At 70.9% G+C, this 17,986-nt stretch carries 16 protein-coding genes; 8 read left to right on the top strand and 8 right to left on the bottom strand.

Annotated elements, in window-relative coordinates; genetic code table 11:
- Positions 1-239: 239 nt before the first annotated feature.
- Positions 240-1,097, bottom strand: coding sequence for a 23S rRNA (adenine(2030)-N(6))-methyltransferase RlmJ (locus tag ACQYVW_RS03970; protein ID WP_434946110.1), 858 nt, complete (start codon positions 1,095-1,097; stop codon positions 240-242).
- A gap of 155 nt (positions 1,098-1,252) precedes the next feature.
- Here ACQYVW_RS03970 and creB point away from each other — a divergent pair, with 155 nt between their 5' ends.
- From creB to ACQYVW_RS03945, 5 genes are all read left to right on the top strand, one after another.
- Entirely contained in the window at positions 1,253-1,936 is a 684-nt protein-coding gene (gene creB, locus ACQYVW_RS03965) for a two-component system response regulator CreB (RefSeq protein WP_434934284.1), read from the top strand.
- 9 nt (positions 1,937-1,945) lie between these two features.
- A complete protein-coding gene (gene creC / locus ACQYVW_RS03960) occupies positions 1,946-3,370 on the top strand; it encodes a two-component system sensor histidine kinase CreC (RefSeq protein WP_434934283.1) in 1,425 nt (474 codons plus the stop codon).
- A gap of 155 nt (positions 3,371-3,525) precedes the next feature.
- Positions 3,526-4,887: a cell envelope integrity protein CreD gene (creD, locus tag ACQYVW_RS03955; RefSeq protein WP_434946109.1), complete on the top strand. Its 1,362-nt coding sequence runs from the start codon at positions 3,526-3,528 to the stop codon at positions 4,885-4,887.
- Positions 4,888-4,909: 22 nt separating this feature from the next.
- Positions 4,910-5,521 (top strand): GNAT family N-acetyltransferase, encoded by a 612-nt coding sequence (locus ACQYVW_RS03950; RefSeq protein ID WP_434946108.1) that lies wholly within the window; start codon positions 4,910-4,912, stop codon positions 5,519-5,521.
- Positions 5,518-6,402: a carbon-nitrogen hydrolase family protein gene (locus ACQYVW_RS03945; protein ID WP_434946107.1), complete on the top strand. Its 885-nt coding sequence runs from the start codon at positions 5,518-5,520 to the stop codon at positions 6,400-6,402. The genes ACQYVW_RS03950 and ACQYVW_RS03945 overlap by 4 nt, the downstream gene beginning before the upstream one ends.
- Positions 6,403-6,417: 15 nt before the next feature.
- Here the strand turns inward: ACQYVW_RS03945 and ACQYVW_RS03940 are convergent, their stop codons facing one another.
- The 7 genes from ACQYVW_RS03940 to ACQYVW_RS03910 form a co-directional block, all read right to left on the bottom strand.
- The gene (locus ACQYVW_RS03940) at positions 6,418-6,954 is read right to left on the bottom strand and encodes a phosphatase PAP2 family protein (protein WP_434946106.1); all 537 of its coding nucleotides are present in this window, start codon (positions 6,952-6,954) and stop codon (positions 6,418-6,420) included.
- Positions 6,935-8,080: a glycosyltransferase family 4 protein gene (locus tag ACQYVW_RS03935; RefSeq protein ID WP_434946105.1), complete on the bottom strand. Its 1,146-nt coding sequence runs from the start codon at positions 8,078-8,080 to the stop codon at positions 6,935-6,937. Before ACQYVW_RS03935 ends, ACQYVW_RS03940 begins: the two co-directional genes overlap by 20 nt.
- 101 nt (positions 8,081-8,181) lie before the next feature.
- Positions 8,182-9,717: an exopolyphosphatase gene (ppx, locus tag ACQYVW_RS03930; RefSeq protein ID WP_434946104.1), complete on the bottom strand. Its 1,536-nt coding sequence runs from the start codon at positions 9,715-9,717 to the stop codon at positions 8,182-8,184.
- Positions 9,717-11,732, bottom strand: a complete 2,016-nt coding sequence (gene ppk1, locus ACQYVW_RS03925; protein WP_434946259.1) for a polyphosphate kinase 1 — start codon at positions 11,730-11,732, stop codon at positions 9,717-9,719. Before ppk1 ends, ppx begins: the two co-directional genes overlap by 1 nt.
- A 122-nt stretch (positions 11,733-11,854) precedes the next feature.
- Entirely contained in the window at positions 11,855-13,180 is a 1,326-nt protein-coding gene (gene phoR / locus ACQYVW_RS03920) for a phosphate regulon sensor histidine kinase PhoR (RefSeq protein ID WP_434946103.1), read from the bottom strand.
- Between the two features lie 112 nt (positions 13,181-13,292).
- Positions 13,293-13,982 carry a phosphate regulon transcriptional regulator PhoB gene (gene phoB / locus ACQYVW_RS03915; RefSeq protein WP_434934276.1) on the bottom strand — a complete coding sequence of 230 codons (690 nt, stop codon included), beginning with the start codon at positions 13,980-13,982 and terminating at the stop codon, positions 13,293-13,295.
- Positions 13,983-14,082: 100 nt separating this feature from the next.
- Positions 14,083-15,738, bottom strand: coding sequence for a M48 family metalloprotease (locus ACQYVW_RS03910; protein ID WP_434946102.1), 1,656 nt, complete (start codon positions 15,736-15,738; stop codon positions 14,083-14,085).
- Between the two features lie 173 nt (positions 15,739-15,911).
- Here ACQYVW_RS03910 and grxC point away from each other — a divergent pair, with 173 nt between their 5' ends.
- From grxC to ACQYVW_RS03895, 3 genes are all read left to right on the top strand, one after another.
- Positions 15,912-16,196, top strand: a complete 285-nt coding sequence (gene grxC / locus ACQYVW_RS03905; RefSeq protein ID WP_434934274.1) for a glutaredoxin 3 — start codon at positions 15,912-15,914, stop codon at positions 16,194-16,196.
- Between the two features lie 102 nt (positions 16,197-16,298).
- Positions 16,299-16,688: a carboxymuconolactone decarboxylase family protein gene (locus ACQYVW_RS03900; RefSeq protein WP_434934273.1), complete on the top strand. Its 390-nt coding sequence runs from the start codon at positions 16,299-16,301 to the stop codon at positions 16,686-16,688.
- A gap of 121 nt (positions 16,689-16,809) precedes the next feature.
- On the top strand, positions 16,810-17,817 hold the full coding sequence (locus tag ACQYVW_RS03895; protein ID WP_434934272.1) for an isocitrate dehydrogenase: 1,008 nt from the start codon (positions 16,810-16,812) through the stop codon (positions 17,815-17,817).
- The last annotated feature ends 169 nt before the right edge of the window (positions 17,818-17,986 follow it).

Genomic DNA, 17,986 nt, shown 5'->3' with positions numbered 1-17,986 from the left:
AGCAGCCGATCGCCTGAACAGTCTGGCCGGTCGGTCCTGCAACAGGGTGCGAGAGGGCCTGCGCGGTGCGCGAGGACGGTGTGGGCGCGCCGCAGGCCTGCTCGGCCGACCCAGGGTGGCGCCCAGGCGGGCCGTTAGGGGCGCCTGCGATCAGGCCTGGCGCCGCGCCGGCCGTGGGCGCCGCACGCCGCGTGGCGGGGGCGCTTTCCGCGGTGCGGCCGCGGGCCGCCGCCGTCCGTTCAGGCCGCCTCCTCGCGCAGCCACTGCAGGCGGTGCGAGCCGCCATCGGGCGCCAGCACGGTCTGCAGCGCCGGCAGGAGGCGCTGCAGCACATGCTCGAATCGCCAGGGTGGATTGCACAGCAGCAGGCCGCTGCCATTCATGCGCAGCGCCGATTCCTCCGGGCGGACCGTCAGTTCGGCCACCAGCACCGATTTCGCGGGCAGGTGCGCGGCGCGACGCAGGAACGGCTGCAGGGTCGCCCGCTGCTTGACCGGGTACCAGAGCACGAACATGCCCTGCGGCCAGCGCTGCAACCCCGAGCGCAGGGCCGCCAGGATCGGTTCGAACTCCGCGCGCTGCGCCTCGTAGGGCGGATCGATGAGGACCAGTCCCCGCCCGATGCGGGCCTCGCCCGCGCGCGGCGGCAGCAGGGCCTCGACGGCGGCGTAGCCGTCGCGCTGGTGCACGCCCACGCGCGGGTCCCCGGCCAGGCTGCGCCGCAGGGCCACGGCTTCCTCGGGCTGCAACTCGCAGCAGGCGATGCGGTCCTGTTCGCGCAGCGCATGCGCCAGCAGCCAGGGCGAGCCCGGGTAAGCGCCGGCGCCGTGGGCGGCGCGGCAGGCTTCGACTGCGCGGCGGTAGGCGGCCAGGGCCGGATCCGGGGCGCCCGCCAGCACGGCTTCCACGCCTGCCTCGGCCTCGCCGGTACGGCGCGCTGCCTCGCCGTCCAGCCGATACAGGCCGCGCCCGGCATGGGTGTCGAGTGCGAAGCAGGGCGCAGGCTTGGCCGCCAGCGCCTCGCACAGCGCGAGCAGCACGGTGTGCTTGAGCACGTCGGCGTGGTTGCCGGCGTGGAAGGCGTGACGGTAGTTCATGGGCGGATGCCGGGCGCGGGACCGGACAGCCTAAATGTTTGCCGGGCCGCGCGCAGCGGAGGCGGACGTGCGGCTGCTGCGCCGCGGACGACAAATCGCTACGCTTCGACCCGATTCCATCCCGATGCCCGGTTCGCGATCCGCGGCGCCTGCCCATGTCCCGCATCCTCCTGGTCGAAGACGAAGCGCCCATCGCCGGCACGGTGCTGTACGCGCTGCGCGAGGAAGGCCACGAGGCGACGCACTGCCTGACCGCAGGCGACGCGCTGCAGCAGGCGGCTGCGCAGGCCTTCGACCTGGCGATCCTCGATGTCGGGCTGCCGGACCTGGGCGGGTTCGCGCTTTGCCGACGCCTGCGCGAGCAGCGCGACCTGCCGGTGATCTTCCTGACCGCGCGCCACGACGAGGCAGACCGCATCCTGGGCTTCGAGCTCGGCGCCGACGACTACGTGTCCAAGCCGTTCTCGCCGCGCGAGCTGGTGGCGCGGGTGCGCGCGGTGCTGCGACGTGCGCAGCCGGCGGCGCCGGGCGCGTCCACGTCTGCGGAAGAGGCGGGTTTCGGCCACGATGCCGAAGGCATGCGGATCCGTTACCGCGGACGCCTGCTCGACCTGACGCGCTACGAGTACGGTCTGCTGGCCGCGCTGCTGGCGCGGCCCGGGGCTGTGCTCAGCCGCGCACAGTTGATGGATCGGGTCTGGGGCGATGCGCTCGAGAGCGGGGACCGCACCATCGATACCCACGTCAAGACCCTGCGCGCCAAGCTGCACGCGATCGCGCCCGATGCCGATCCCATCCGCACCCATCGGGGCCTGGGCTACTCGCTGGCGGTGGACTGAGCCGCGACCATGAAGATCGGCCTGCGCATCCTGCTGGGCTATTTCGTGATCGTCGCGATCGCGGGCTTCCTGCTGATGCGCGTGTTCGTGCAGGAGGTCAAGCCCGGGGTGCGCCAGGCGATGGAGGACACGCTGGCCGATACCGCCAACGTGCTGGCGGAACTGGCCACCGACGACATGCTGGCCGGACGCATGGCCGACGGCCGTTTCGCCGCGCGCATCGCCAGGCTGCGCGAGCGCGAACTGGACGCGAGGATCTGGGATTTCGACAAGGCCGACGTGAGCTACCGCATCACCGTCACCGACGCGGCCGGCATCGTGGTGTTCGATTCCGCCGGCCGCGAACTGGGACGCGACAACTCGCGCTGGAACGATGTCTACCGCACCCTGCGCGGCGAATACGGGGCACGCTCCACCCGCAGCGATCCGGCCGACGAATCGTCCTCGGTGATGTACGTGGCCGCGCCGATCCGCGACGGCGAGCGCGTGATCGGGGTGCTCACCGTGTCCAAGCCCAACCGGACGATCGAACCGGTGATCCGCCGCAGCGAGCGCATCGTGCAGCGCTGGGGCCTGGTCCTGCTGGGCGCAGCGCTGAGCATCGGCCTGTCGATGGCCTGGTGGCTGTCGCGACAGCTGGGCGGGCTACAGCGCTATGCGCGCGCGGTGACCGAGGGCGAGCGCGCCACGCTGCCGCGTTCGGCGGGCGAATTCCGCGACCTCGGCCTGGCGCTGGAGACGATGCGCGACCGGCTGGAGGGCAAGCAGTACGTGGAGAACTACGTCCACAGCCTGACCCACGAGCTGAAATCGCCGCTGACCGCGATCCGTGGGGCGGCCGAACTGCTGGAGCGCCCGCTGCCCGCATCCGACCGGGTGCACTTCGCCGGCACGATCCGCGAGCAGGGCGAACGCATGACGCGGACCATCGACATGCTGCTGGCACTGGCCGCGGTCGAGCACCGGCAGCGGATCGAGGCCCCGGAACCGGTGGACGTGGCCGCCCTGCTGGACGAGGCGACCGCCGATGCGTCGGTGCGCGCCGCCGAGGCGGGCGTGCGTATCGGTGTGCAGGCAGCGGCGCCGCTGCCGCCGCTGCAGGGCGACCGTTTCCTGCTGCGGCAGATGCTCGGCAACCTGCTCGACAACGCCATCGACTTCTCGCCCCGCGACGGCGTGGTCGCCCTGGTCGCGCGCGTGGACGGAGGGCGCCTGCTGCTGGAAGTGCGCGACCAGGGTCCCGGCGTCCCCGACTATGCGGCCGGCCGCGTGTTCGAACGCTTCTACTCGCTGCCGCGTCCCGGCAGCGGCGCGCGCAGCAGCGGCCTGGGCCTGGGCTTCGTGCGTGAGGTCGCGGCGCTGCACGGCGGCGACGCGGACCTGCGCAACGGCGCCGACGGCGCGGTCGCCAGCGTGAGCCTGCCGATCGGCTGATCGGCAAGCCGGCGACGGGCGGCGTTCCCGGGGTCGCCCGGTCCGTCGCGGAAAGACGCGGGCTGTCCGCTTCACCGTCGCTTCACCATCGCGCCATCGTCGCCCCGCACCCGCGGCGCATCGTGCCGACCGATCCCCGAGACGGAGGCTGTGCGATGCGACTGTGGCTGAAGATCCTGATGGTGGCGGGCATGACCCTGGCGATCCTGGTGCCGCTGGTACTGATCCGCGGCACGATCCAGGAACGACAGGCCTACCGGCAGGAGGCGGTGCGCGACATCGCGGCCAACTTCGGAGGGCAGCAGGTCTTCGGCGGGCCGGTGCTGGTGGTGCCCTACACGGAGACCGTGGAAGAGGATGTGGTGCAGGACGATGGCCAGGTGCGCCGCGTGGTCCAGCGCAAGGCCGGCAGTTGGACCTTCTTCCCCGAAACCCTGTCGGTCGAAGGCGACCTGCAGCCCGATACGCGGCGGCGCGGGCTGCACGAAGTGCGTGTCTACCAGTGGGATGGCGTGGCCCTGGCCGGCTTCGACCTGCGCCTGCCCGCCCCGGAAGGCGGCAGCGCACGTCGCGAGCTCGGGCGTCCCTGGCTGAGCTATGGCATCGCGGACGTGCGCGGCCTGCGCGGCACGCCGCGGTTGCTGGTGGGCGGCGTGGCCATGACGCCGCTGCAGGGCATCGGCCACGCGGACGGCCCGGGCCTGCACGTGCGCCTGGAGGCGCCCGGCGATGATGGCCGCATCCGGCTCGACACGCGCATCGAACTGCAACTGCGCGGAACCGAGACCTTCGCGATGATGCCCTACGGCCGCAGCAACGACCTGCGCCTGGCCTCGTCGTGGCGACATCCGAAGTTCGAGGGCGTGTCGCCCCAGCACGATGTCGACGACAGCGGTTTCCGCGCGCGCTGGCAGGTAGCGGCGGTCGCGAGCAACGCGCAGCGCCGCTACCTGCAGTCGCCCGCGCTGGCCCTGCCCGAGATCCCCGGCGGAGCGGCGGCGAACCTGCCCTGGTCGCCGCAGCCGGATGCCGTGAGCGTCTCGCTGGTCGATCCGGTCAATCCCTACCTGCAGGCCGAGCGTGCCACCAAGTACGGCCTGCTGTTCGTGCTGCTGACCTTCGTCGGCTTCTTCATGTTCGAACTACTCAAGCGCCTGCCCATCCATCCGATCCAGTACGCGCTGGTGGGGCTGGCGATCGCGATCTTCTTCCTGCTGCTGGTCAGCCTGAGCGAGCACCTGGCGTTCGGCGTGGCCTATCTGTGCGCGGCGGTGGCCTGTATCGGGCTGATCGGCTTCTACCTGGCCTCGGTACTGCGCAGCGCCGCGCGCGGCTTCGGCTTCGCGACGATGCTGGGGGCGCTGTACGCCGCGCTCTACGGTCTGCTGGTGTCGGAGGACAACGCGCTGGTGCTTGGCGCCGGGCTGCTGTTCCTCATCCTGGCGGCGATCATGGTGGCGACGCGCAAGGTCGACTGGTACCAGTTGTCCTCGCGCACGGGCGCGGGGCAGGGCTGAGGCCGGGCGCTAGAATCGGCGGATGACCGGGCAACCATCCCTCGCCATCCGCAGCCTGACCGGCGACGACGCGCGGCGACATCTGGACGATGTCGCCGCGCTGCGCATCGCGGTGTTCCGCGAATGGCCCTATCTCTACGCCGGCGACATGGGCTACGAGCGCGACTACCTGGCGGCCTATGCCGCATCGCCGCGCAGTGTGTTCGTGCTGGCTTTCGACGGCGCAAGCGTGGTGGGCGCGTCCACCGGCCTGCCGTTGGCCGACGATGCATCGGCGTTCCAGGCGCCCTTCCTGGCGCGGGGAGAAGACGTGTCGCGGGTGTTCTATTTCGGCGAGTCGGTGCTGCTGCCGGCCTACCGTGGACGCGGCATCGGGCAGGCCTTCTTCGACCGGCGCGAGGCGCATGCGCGGCGGCTCGGCGGCTTCGACTGGACGGCGTTCGCCGCGGTCGACCGCGCCGCGGACGATCCGCGACGGCCGCCGGGCCACCGTGGTCACGAATCGCTGTGGGTCCGCCGCGGCTATGTCCGGCGGCCGGAGCTTTCGATGCAGCTGCGCTGGACCGAGACCGGCGCGGGAGAGTGCGCGCATTCGCTGACGTTCTGGACGCGGGTGCTGGAGCCGGCGGCATGAAGGTGGCGGCCGCGAAATACACGATCCAGGCGCCGGAAAGCTTCGAGGCGTTCGCCGCGCGCCTGCGGCAGATGCTCGGGGACGTCGCGGCCCGGGGCGTCGGGATCGCCGTGCTCCCCGAGTACCTGTCGCTGGAGCTGGCCGCGACCTTCGGGCCGGAGGTCCGTGGCGACCTGGCGACCTCGCTCGCCGCGATCCAGCGCTATCGCGCGCCCTGGCTGGCGCTGTTCGCCGACCTGGCCCGCGACACCGGCACGGCCATCGCTGCCGGCACCTTCCTGCTGGACGACGGCGGGGGGCGCTACCGCAACCGCGCGGACCTGCTGCTGCCCGGCGGAGCGCATGTGTGGCAGGACAAGCTGCAACTGACCGGATTCGAGAAGGCCACCGGCCTGATCGACGGCGGCGATGCGCTCAAGGTGTTCGACACCGGTACGGCGCGGCTGGCGCTCTCGGTCTGCTACGACATCGAGTTCCCGCTGCCGGTGCGCGCGCAGTACGAAGCGGGCGCGCGGCTGCTGCTGGTGCCCAGCTGCACCGACACCGCCGCCGGCGCCACCCGCGTGCGCGTGGGCTGCCAGGCACGCGCGCTGGAGAACCGCTGCTTCGTGGCGCAGGCGGTGACCGCCGGCGAGGCGCCCTGGAGCCCGGCACTCGACGTCAACACCGGCGAAGCGGCGATCCACGCGCCCATGGACGTCGGCTTTCCCGCCGACGGCGTGCTCGCATGCACGCATGGCGAGGCCGGGTGGGCGATCGCCGAGGTCGACCTCGCGGCGCTCGAGGCCTCGCGCGCGCAGGCGCAGGTGGCCAATGATCGCGACTGGCGCGGCCAGGCGGCGCCAGCGCTCGCCACCGCGCGCGTCGAACCGGCGCGCTGAGGCGGGGTTCCGCGCTCAGGCCGGCCCGCCGATCCCGAGCGACAAGGCTGCCAGGCCGGCGCCGATGGCCGTGGCCGCGAGCACATCGCTCGGATAGTGCAGGCCCAGCACCACGCGCGAGGCGGCCACCGCCGCGGTAAACGGCAACAGCAGCCAGGCCAGCCCGGGGTAGTAGGCCAGCGCCACCACGCTGAACGCCACCGCATGCAGGGTGTGGCCGGAGGGGAAGCTGAATTCGTCCAGCGGCGCGACCCAGGCGCGGATGCGCCGATCGGCGGCGAACGGCCGCGGCCGGCGCGTCCAGCGCTTGAGCCCCTTGTACAGCACCAGCGACACCGCGCCGGTCGCCGCGAGATGCGCGCTGGCGGCCAGGCCATCCAGCCCGTCGACCACGACCATGGCGGCCATCAGCAGGTACCAGAACAGCCCGTCGCCGAGGCGGCTCACCACCGCGAAAACCCGGCGGATGCGGCGTCGCGCGCCAGCCCGGTTCGCCCGCAGGCACCAGCCCGAGTCGCCCTGCGACCACCAGCTAGGCGGCGTGGTCGACATGCCGGTCCCCCATGGCGCCGAGCCCGGCCAGGATGTGGTCGAAGTCCTCGGCCACCCGCCGTGGCGACAGGCTCGCCACCGCGGCACGCGCCGCCGCGCCCATCTCGCGCAGCCGATCCATGTCGCGGACGAGGGCGACGCTTGCGGCCACGAAGGCGGACTCATCGCCGCAGGCGATGGCGGCGCCATGCACCCCGTCGCGCAGGTGCTCGCGCGCCGCACCGTAGTCGTAGGCCACCACCGGCACGCCGCTGGCCATCGATTCCAGGGTGACGTTGCCGAAGGTTTCGCTGAGGCTGGGAAACAGGAACAGGTCGGCGCTGGCGAACAGGCTCGCCAGCGCCGTACCGCGCAGGCTGCCGGCGAACACGCAGGTGGGGTTGTCCCGCTGCAGCCGCGCGCGCAGCGGCCCGTCTCCGACGAACACCATGCGCGCATCGGGCCGGTGGGCTGCCAGCTTGTCGAAAGCGGTCAGCGCGAGCGTCAGGTTCTTCTCCGCGGCAAGCCGACCGACATGGATCGCCAGCGGCGCGTGCCGCGCCACGCCCAGGCGCGCGCGCAAGGCATCGCAGCGCCGCGCCGGATCGAACAGCCGGGTGTCCACGGCCCGCGCCAGGACGCGCACGCGCTGGAAGCCGCGTGCGCGCAGGTCGTGCTGCAGTGCGTGCGTCGGGACGAGGGTCGCGTCGGCCTGATTGTGGAAGCGGCGCATCCAGGCCCACGCCACCGGCGCCATCCATGGCAGGCGATAGTCGCGCATGTAGCTGTCGAACCGGGTGTGGAATCCGGTGGCGACCCGGATCCCCAGGCTGCGCGCCGCACGCAGGGCGGCCCAGCCCAGTGGGCCTTCGGTGGCGATGTAGATCGCATCCGGCGGCGTTCTGCGCCAGAGGCGCGCGAGCCGGCCGCCGGCCGGCAGCCCCGCCCGCAGCCCGGGATATCCGGGCAGGCCGATGCCCTGGACCAGCGTCTGTCCGGTGTCGGCCCAGGCTTCCCGATCCTGCCGCGGCCGAACCAGCGAAACCCGGTGCCCGCGCGCACGAAGCCCTTGTTCCAGCGACTGCACGGTCAATGCCACGCCGTTGATTTCCGGCGGATAGGTCTCGGTGACAATGGCGTAATGCATGCTGCCTCCGTTTGCAGCATGCTCGCGCAGCGCCATGACTTTCCGGTGGCCCGCGCATGACGGCGCGATGACCGGCAGGGTGGGCGGCGCGTGCGGCGATCTCAGTCGGCCACGATCTCGAGCCGGACCCCGAGCGCCGCGATGTCGGCCGGTTCGCCCTCCAGGTCCGCGCGCAGCAGGGGCCGCATCTCCAGCCAGCGGCGATCCATGCGCAGGACCAAGCGCGACCCGTCCACTTCCACGTCGAGGCGCGGAATCTCGTCGGCATCGCGTCCGCGGTGCAGCAGGGCGGCGATGCGCAGCAGGGCGGCGCTGCGGCGTGCCGCATCGAGCAGGCGGTCGGGCAGGGCGTCGAACGCCGACTTCGGAACCCGGCGGCGGTGCGTGCGTACCAGCGCAGCGAGGAACTGCTGCTCCTGGCGCGAGAAGCCGGCGATGTCCGAGTGTTCGATCACGTAGGCGCCGTGCACCTGGTACTGGCTGTGGGCGATGACCAGGCCCACCTCGTGCAGCCGGGCCGCCCAGGCCAGCATCAGCAGGTCGTCCGAATCCAGCTTCCAGGCGGGCGCGGCCTGTTCGAACAGCCTGATCGCGGTGGTTTCCACGCGCGCGGCCTGGGCCACGTCGATCCCGTAGCGCTGGGTGAGGGCGAGGATCGAGGCCTCGCGCGGATCGTGTTCGCCGCCGCGGCCGAGCATGTCGTACAGCACGCCCTCGCGCATCGCCGCCTTGCTCACCGCCATGCGGGCCAGCCCGAACGCCGCGAAGGCCGCCTCCAGCACCACCACGCCGCCGGCGATGATCGGCCGGCGGTCGGCGGACAATCCGGGCAGGTCGATCGCGTCGATGTGCGTGGCCTGCAGCAGGCGTTCGCGCACGCGCGGCAGCGCCTCGGCGGTGACGGCGCCCTTGGTCAGCTTCATCGCCGCGCAGATCTCGCCGATCGCCTTGTTCGTGCCCGAGGCGCCGATCACCTCGTTCCAGCCCAGCGCGCGATAGGTATTGGCGAACTGCTGGAACTCGGCGCCCACCTCGATCACCGCCTCCCGCCACTTCTTCGCCGTGAGCTTGCCGTTGCCGAAGAAGCGGCGCGTGGTCGCGATGCAGCCGACCTGCAGGCTTTCGCGTTCGACCGCCTGGAAGCCCCGGCCGATGATGCACTCGGTCGAGCCGCCACCGATGTCGATCACCAGCCGCAGGCTGCCAGGCCGCGGCCGCTGCGCGTGGGCGACGCCGAGATAGATCAGGCGCGCTTCCTCACGGCCCGAGATCACCTCGATCCCGTGGCCCAGGGCGGTCTCGGCGGGCACCAGAAAGGACTGCGGCGCGGCCAGCAGTCTCACGGTATTGGTCGCCAGGGCGCGCACGCGCTGCGGCGGAATCTCGCGGATGCGCTGTCCGAAACGCGCCAGACAGGACAGGGCGCGCTGGCGCACGTCCACCGCCAGTCCGCCCTTGCTGTCCAGGCCCTCGGCCAGGCGCACGGTCTCGCGCAGCCGGTCGACGATGCGCAGCTGGCCCAGCGTATAGGTGGCCACCACCATGTGGAAGCTGTTGGAGCCGAGGTCGATCGCGGCCAGCATGTCGCCATCGCGCAGGGGCGAGGTCAACGATCCGGCACGGGCAAGCGCATCCATCATCCGCAGAGTCTGGCAAGAAGAAAGGTCTGCGCCGAATGCGGCAGGGAGTTCGCGTCGGGCGCAAGCTTGCGGTAAATGCCGTCCTCGTGCAATTCCCATGCGTTGACGTTGTCGGCCAGGTAGTTGTCCAGCGCCTCCTCCTTGACACGCGCGGCAAGCGCGGGGTCGAGGATCGGGAAGCAGGTTTCCACGCGCCGCAGCAGGTTGCGCTCCAGCCAGTCCGCGCTCGAGCACAGCAGTTCGGGTTCCCCGTCATTGCCGAACCAGTACACCCGGTGATGCTCCAGGAAGCGGCCGACGATCGAGCGCACGCGGATGTTGTCCGACACCCCCGGGACCCCCGGGCGCAGTGAGCAGGCGCCGCGTACGATCAGGTCGATCGACACCCCGGCCTGCGACGCCGCATAGAGTGCGCGCATCACCTGCGGTTCGTTGAGCGCGTTCATCTTGGCGATGATCCGCGCCGGCCGGCCGGCCTGCGCATGTGCAGCCTCGCGCGCGATGCGCTCGAGGATGCCCGCATGCAGGGTGAAGGGCGACTGCAGCAGGCGCTTGAGGGAGATGGCCGGAGCCAGCCCCGACAGTTGCTGGAAGATCAGGTGCACGTCGTTGCCGATGTCCGGATCGGCGCTGATCAGGCCGATGTCGGTGTACACGCGGGCGGTGCCGGAATGGTAGTTGCCGGTCCCCAGGTGCACGTAGCGGCGCAGCTTGCGTCCTTCGCGGCGTACCACCAGCAGCATCTTGGCGTGGGTCTTGTAGCCGACCACGCCGTAGACCACCTGCACGCCAGCCTCCTGCAGCCGGTCGGCCAGGCCGAGATTGGCCTCCTCGTCGAAACGCGCGCGCAGTTCGACCACCACGGTCACGTCCTTGCCGTTGCGCGCGGCCTGCACCAGGTGCTCGACGATCGGCGAATCGGCGCCGGTGCGGTACAGGGTCTGCTTGATCGCCAGCACGTTGGGATCTTCCGCCGCCTGCTTGATCAGTTCGAGGACCGGCGAGAACGCATCGAAGGGATGGTGCAGCAGCACGTCGCCGCTCGCGACGAGGTCGAACATCGCATCGACATGCTTGGGCACGCGCGGCTGGAACGGCGGAAACTTCAGGTCCGGGCGCTGCACCAGATCGTAGACCTGGATCACGCGGTTGAGGTTGACGGGCCCGTCGATCCGGTAGACCGCGTTCTCGGGCAGCTCGAAGTTGTGCAGCAGGGTGCGCACGATCGGCTGCGGGCAGTTGGCCGCGATTTCCAGCCGCATCGCGCGCAGGTAACCGCGGCCGCGCAGCTCGTCGCGCAGCGCCAGGGCCAGGTTCTCGACCTCTTCCTCGTCGACGATCAGCTCGGAATTGCGGGTGACGCGGAACTGGTAGGCGCCCTTGATCTCCATCCCCGGGAACAGCTCGTGCACGAACTCCGAGAGCACGGCCGACAGGAACACGAAGTCGTTTTCGCCCCCGGAGACCCTTTCCGGCAGCTGGATGATGCGCGGCAGCGAGCGCGGCGCGCGCACGATGGCCAGATTGCCCACGCGGCCGAATGCGTCCCGGCCCTCGAGCACGACGACGATGTTGAGCGACTTGTTGAGGATCTTGGGGAACGGGTGCGCGGGGTCCAGGCCCAGCGGCGACAGCACCGGCATGATTTCGTCGCGGAAGTAGGCGCGCAGCCAGCGGGTCTGGCGCTGGTTCCACTGGCCGCGCCCCAGCACGCGCACCCCGTCCTCGGCCAGCGCCGGCCGCAGCACCTCGTTCCAGCAGCTGTATTGCGCCTGGACCAGTTCGGCGGCACGTTCGTGGATGCGCTTGAGCACCGTCGCCGGGGCCAGGCCGTCGGGCGGCACCGGCACCGTGCCGAAGTCCTGGGCGTGTCGCACGGTGGCGGCGCGGATCTCGAAGAACTCGTCCAGGTTGGTGCAGGAGATGCACAGGTACCGCAGCCGCTCGAGCAGGGGCACCGATTCGTCCAGCGCCTGGGCCAGCACCCGGAAGTTGAAGTCCAGCTGCGACATCTCGCGGTTGAAATAGAGCGAGGGATCGCGCAACGGATCGGGCGTCGCCGCTTCGATCGGCAGCGGCGCCGCGCCGGCGGCGGGCTTGCGGGGCCTGGATGGCGTCGCCTTGTCGGATCGGTTCACGCAACGACTCCTGGATGGTGGCTTTCGCGCGCGAGGACGCGATCGGGGCCGAAGTGGCAGGAGAACACGCTGCCGCGTCCGACTTCGCTGGCGATCTCCAGCCGCGCCTGGTGCAGGTTGAGCACGTGCTTGACGATGGCCAGGCCGAGGCCAGTGCCGCCGGAACCGCGCGAGCGGCTGGTCGACACCCGGTAGAAGCGCTCGGTGAGGCGCGGCAGGTGCGACGCGGGTATGCCGTAGCCGCTGTCGCGCACCGACAGCACCGCGCCGTCGCCCTCGCGCGCGAACTCGATGGCGATCGTGCCGCCGGCCGGGGTGTAGCGCACCGCGTTGCTCACCAGGTTGGAGAACGCACTGTGCAGTTCGCGGATGGAGCCGTCCAGATCCACGCCCGCGCGGTCCTCGACGGTCACCACGTGGCGCCCCTGGCTGAGGGCCATGGCTTCGCGGTGCAGCGTGCCGAGCACCGAGGCCATCGCCACCGGCTCGTTCTCGATGCCGTCCTGCGCCTCCAGCCGCGACAGAGTGAGCAGGTCCTCGACCAACTGGGTCATGCGCTGCGACTGCTGCTGCATCTCGCCCAGCACCGGCGCCCATTCCGGATGCTCCTGCGGGTCGAGCATGTCCAGGTAGCCGTGCACCACGGTCAGTGGTGTGCGCAGCTCGTGCGAGACATTGGCGACGAAGTCGCGGCGCACCTGCTCGAGCCGCATCATCTTGGTCACGTCGCGTGCGACCACCAGCCACAGGTCGTCCGAGTAGGGAATCAGGCGCAGGGTCAGGCGGACCTCGGATGCGACCGGGGACTGGACGTCGAGCAGGGGTTCGGCATTGCGCCCGGATGCCAGCCAGTGCGAGATCCGCAGCGGCTGCAGCCGTTCGCCCAGCGGCTGGCCGATGTCGGCCGGGTAGCGCAGGCCGAGCAGGCGGGTGGCGGCGTCGTTGAACCAGTGCACGCGCTGGCTGTTGCGTTCGACCACGACCACGGCGTCGGGCAGCGCGGTGGCGACCGCGCGATAGGCGCGCAGCATCGCGACCAGGCGGCGCTTGCGCGCGCGCATGCCCTGCTGGCTGGCGTGGAGCTGCCGATCCAGTTCGTTCCAGACGCCACTGCCGGAGGCTTCCGGCTGGCGCTGCCGGGAGCCCAGCCGTTCCAGCAGCCGCCACAGCCTCCAGTAGTGCCAGCACAGCACCGCCAGCATCGCGATCGCGAGCGCCAGCCCGGTGCGCCCCGACAGCAGCCCGACCACGAGCGCGGCCGCCAGCACCAGGCCGAGCTGGGCGAGTGTGCGGATCCACGCGGTACGGGCGCTGGGGAGCATGCGGGTCTGGAGGTCCGGGGTGGGGGCGGGGGGCTGCGCGCTCAGAGCATGGACGGCCAGTGTGCCGGTTCCGGACGCGGCCGTCCGGTGCCGGTGCGCCTGCACGTGCCGCTCAGACCGCGGCGGAGAACCTGTAGCCCGCGCCACGCACGGTCTGCACCATGCCGTCGAAGCCCGAGGGCTCCAGCGTCTTGCGCAGGCGGCGGATATGCACGTCGACGGTGCGTTCTTCGACGTACACGCTGCCGCCCCAGACATGGTCCAGCAGCTGGGCACGGCTGTAGACGCGTTCGGGGTGTGTCATGAAGAAATGCAGCAGGCGGTACTCGGTGGGACCGATGCTGACCGGGGCGTCATTGGCGAACACGCGGTGCGCAGCACCGTCGATGCGCAGCCCGCCGACCTGGACGCTGCCGTCCTCGTCGTCCTCGCGCGAGCGGCGCATCACCGCGCGGATCCGCGCTAGCAGTTCGCGCGCCGAAAACGGCTTGACCACGTAGTCGTCCACGCCGGCCTCGAGGCCGCCGACGCGGTCGTTCTCCTCGCCGCGGGCGGTGAGCATGATGATCGGCACCTCGCGGGTCAGCGCCTCCTTGCGCCAGCGTCGGGCCAGGTCCAGGCCGCTGGTGCCGGGCAGCATCCAGTCGAGCAGGATCAGGTCGGGCACCCGGTCGGCGATGGCCGACTGCGCTTCGCGCGCGTCGCCGGCATGGGCCGGCTCGAAATCGCCCTTGCGCAGGGCGAAGGCGACCATTTCGCGGATCGCGGGTTCATCGTCGACGATCAGGATGCGTTTCTGCACGTCCGGTCCTGCCAGGCCAGCCACAATGGCCGATGCGTGGCATTAGACGACAGTTTTATGACGCAATCATGACTGCGTCCGGCGCGGGCTGCGGCGTTTCTCAGTTCCGCCGCAGGTCGGGGTCGCGCAGGCCCTGGCGCCGCAGTTCCAGCACCACCGGCGTGATCCGCGCGATCCGGGCGTCGATCCGCGCCCGCGCGTAGTAATCCAGGTCGTCGCGCCGGCGCAGCGTGGTCAGCTGGATCAGGGCCTGCTCCTCGCGGCCGCTGAGGAAGGCCGCCTCGGCCCAGGATTCGCCGGCGCGAACCGGGTCGCCGGCGATTTCGCTGGCGCGGGCGAAGGTGCGCTGGAAGGCCGGGTCGTCGCTGCTGGCGTTGAGCAACGGACGCAGCACGGCCTGGGCCCGCCGCCCGGCCTCGGGCGTATTGCGCGCCACCAGCACGTCGGCATAGGTCAGCGCCACCGCGGGGTTTCGCGGCATCCGCTCCAGCAGCCCCTCGAAACGCCGGTCGGCGTCGGCGGCGCGCCCGGCGTGGGCCTCGGCTTCGGCCAGGGCCAGGGTGAGCCACAGGTCCCCGGGGTGGCGCTCGAGCAGTTCCGCCAGTCCCGCGGCCGCCTGACTGCCACGGCCGGCGCGCAACTGCGCCACCGCCAGGCCGTAGCGCTGCGCATCGTCGAGCGGGGTGGCGCGGGCCATCTGTTCGTATTCGCGCACCGCCGCATCGGGGGTGTTGGCGCTGAGCACGCGCAGGCGTTCGCGCACCCAGCCGAACTCGCGGCTGTCCCCGGCATCGAATCCACCGGTCAGGGCGAGGGTCGAGGGCAGCAAGGGGTTGTCGCTCACGCGCAGGCTGTCCGGCACGGTCACGTCGTCGATCCGCACCCGCTCCGTGCGCGTCGCGTCCGGCGTCGACACCGAGCCGGTCACGGTCCGCGTGCCCAGCCGTTCGGCCCGGTCCTTGGCCTCGCTGATGCGGGTGGTCGTGACTGGGTGGGTCTTGAGGTAGTCGGGCAGGCGCTCGCGTTCGCCGCCCTGGTTGGTGCGCGACACCGCCTGCATGCGCTCGAACATGCTGGCCATGGCTGCGGGTTCGTAGCCGCCGCGCGCCAGGGTGCGGATGCCGATGCGGTCGGCTTCCGATTCGTTGGAGCGGGTGTAGTTGATCTGGCGCTGGGCGGCCAGGCCCTGCGCGCTGGCGATCGCCGCCATCGCCGCGTCGTCGGACGAATTGCCGCCGGCCGACTGCGCGACCGCGATCGCGCCCAGCATGGCCAGCAGGATCGGGATGCTGTCGCGCTGCGCCCGCTCCACGCTGCGCAGCACGTGCGCCTGGGTGACGTGGGCGATCTCGTGGCCCAGCACCGCGGCCACCTCGTCTTCCTGCTCGGCCGCCAGCACAAGGCCGGCGTTCATCCCGATGTAGCCGCCCAGCGTGGCGAAGGCGTTGATGCTGCGGTCCTTCATCATGAAGAAGGTGAAGCGCTGCTCGGGATCGTCGCTGACCGCGCCCAGCCGGTTGCCGGTGGACTGCAGCCAGGCCTCGGTGAGCGGATCCTCCAGCACGTAACCGTAGTGGCGGAGCTGGGCCAGCATCATCCGGCCGTACTCGGCCTGCTGCACCGGGCCGAGCACGCTGCCGGCGGATGAGCCGATGTCGGGCAGGCGATTTTCCTGCGCCTGCGCGCCGGCGCCCGCCACCAGTACCAGGAGTGCGGTGATCAGCAGCGTGTGGAGGCGGGCAAGGCGGTGGCGCATGGCGGTCCGGGGCGACAGGGCGGGGCGGGCGGCGCCCGCCCAAGCATGCCGGGGCCGCGCGCGCGGGGAGTGAATCCGATGTTAATCGTTCGGTGCGTTCTGCCGGCGAGGGTGGAAAAGCGTCGCGCCGACGCCCACCATTCGACCCATCCCCGCAAGACAGGTTCCCTGCCATGGCTGACGATTCCGCGCCGGCACCCGCTCATCCGCCGATCACGATGTACACCAGTGCGATCTGCGGCTATTGCGTTGCCGCCAAGAACTTCCTGCGCAGCCGTGGCCTGCAGTGGGAAGAGGTGCGCATCGATCTCGATCCTGCCGAGCGCGAGCGCATGGTCGCGCGCACGCGCCGGACCTCGGTGCCGCAGATCTTCATCGGCGAGGTCCATGTGGGCGGTTACGACGACATGATGGCGCTGCACCGCGCAGGCCGCCTCGATCCCCTGCTCGGCAACTGAGCCGGGCTCCACGCGAGGCCGTTCCGGCCGCCGCGGGCTGCGCCCGCCCGCGCGGACCCGGCCGCACAGCACTTCCATTTGGCGAACATCGGGAACAGGGCAATGAGCGAGTCAGACCGGATCGGGGAGTTCACCGCGTTCCGCCAGCGCATGAACGAACGCATTCTCGCCGAGCCCAACCAGGTGATCCGCCGCTTCTTCGCGCTGGATACCCAGACCTACCAGGCCGGCGCGCTCGACGTGAAGACCAAGGAGTTGCTGGGGCTGGTCGCCTCGCTGGTGCTGCGTTGCGACGACTGCATCAGCTACCACGTGGCCCAGTGCCGGGAAGCCGGCGCCACCCGGGACGAACTGTTCGAAACCTTTTCGGTCGGCCTGGTGGTGGGTGGCAGCATCGTCATCCCACACCTGCGCCGGGCGGTGGATTTTCTCGACCGTCTGGAACAGGGCGGGGCAGACGCGCCGGCCCCGCACGACCATCGCCAGGAGTGACGACCGGGCCGCGCGACTTTGGTCGAGTTGGGTCGGGGCCCGGCTTTCGGGCATAATTTCATATTGAACCATTTTCCACGCTGCGCCTTCCGCGCGGCGTCTTTCGCATGGATATCCCCACATGACCCAGACAATCACGGTCATCCGCGGCGACGGCATCGGCCCGGAGATCATGGACGCCACCCTGCACGTGCTCGACGCCATGAACGTCGGCCTGCGCTACGAGGACGCCGACGCCGGCCTGGTGGCGCTGGAGAAGCACGGGGAACTGCTGCCGCAGGCGACGATGGACTCGATCCGCCGCAACCGGATCGCGCTCAAGAGCCCGCTGACCACGCCGGTCGGCGAGGGCTTTTCCTCGATCAACGTCGAGCTGCGCAAGCGATTCGACCTCTACGCCAACGTGCGCCCGGCCAAGTCGTTCCCGAACACGAAATCGCGGTTCCCGACCGGCGTGGACCTGATCACCGTTCGCGAGAACACCGAGGGCGCCTACATCGGCGAAGGCCAGTCGATCACCGAGGATGGCGAGACCGCGACGTTGATGCAGAAGATCACCCGCAAGGGCTCCGAACGCATCGTCCGCTACGCCTTCGAGCTGGCCCAGAACACCGGCCGCAAGAAGGTCACCGTGGTGCACAAGGCCAATATCCTCAAGAGCACCTCGGGCCTGTTCCTGAAGGTGGCGCGCGAGATCGCGGCGCAGTATCCGCAGATCGAATGCAACGAGATGATCGTCGACAACACCTGCATGCAGCTGGTGATGCGCCCCGAGCAGTTCGACATCATCGTCACCACCAACCTGTTCGGCGACATCATCTCCGACCTCTGCGCCGGCCTGGTGGGCGGCCTGGGCCTGGCCCCGGGCGCGAACATCGGCAAGGACGCGGCGATCTTCGAGGCCGTGCACGGCACCGCGCCCGACATCGCCGGCCAGGGCAAGGCCAATCCCTGCGCCCTGCTGCTGGGCGCGGCGCAGATGCTCGACCACCTCGGCAAGCCGGACGACGCCACCCGCCTGCGCAACGCCGTGGTCGCCACGCTGGAAGCGAAGGACAACCTCACGCCCGACCTGGGTGGCAGCGGCAACACCATGTCGTTCGCCAAGGCGATCGCGACCCGGATCTGAACGGGCAAGCGCGTGCAGCAGGGAAGGGGCGCCGCGGCGCCCCTTTCCGTTTCTACGGGCGCGCGTGGCGCAGGACGGGGTCCGGCTGCGCCGACGCGCCGGCAGGTCGCTCCCAGGATCCCTGGCGCAGGCGGATGCAGTGTCCTGCGGTGGCGGGTCACGCAGGTCC

The organism is Luteimonas campi, assembly GCF_051162505.1.
Taxonomy (GTDB): domain Bacteria; phylum Pseudomonadota; class Gammaproteobacteria; order Xanthomonadales; family Xanthomonadaceae; genus Luteimonas.
The sequence above is the reverse complement of the archived record's forward strand: the minus strand, read 5'-3'. Positions and strand labels throughout refer to the sequence as shown.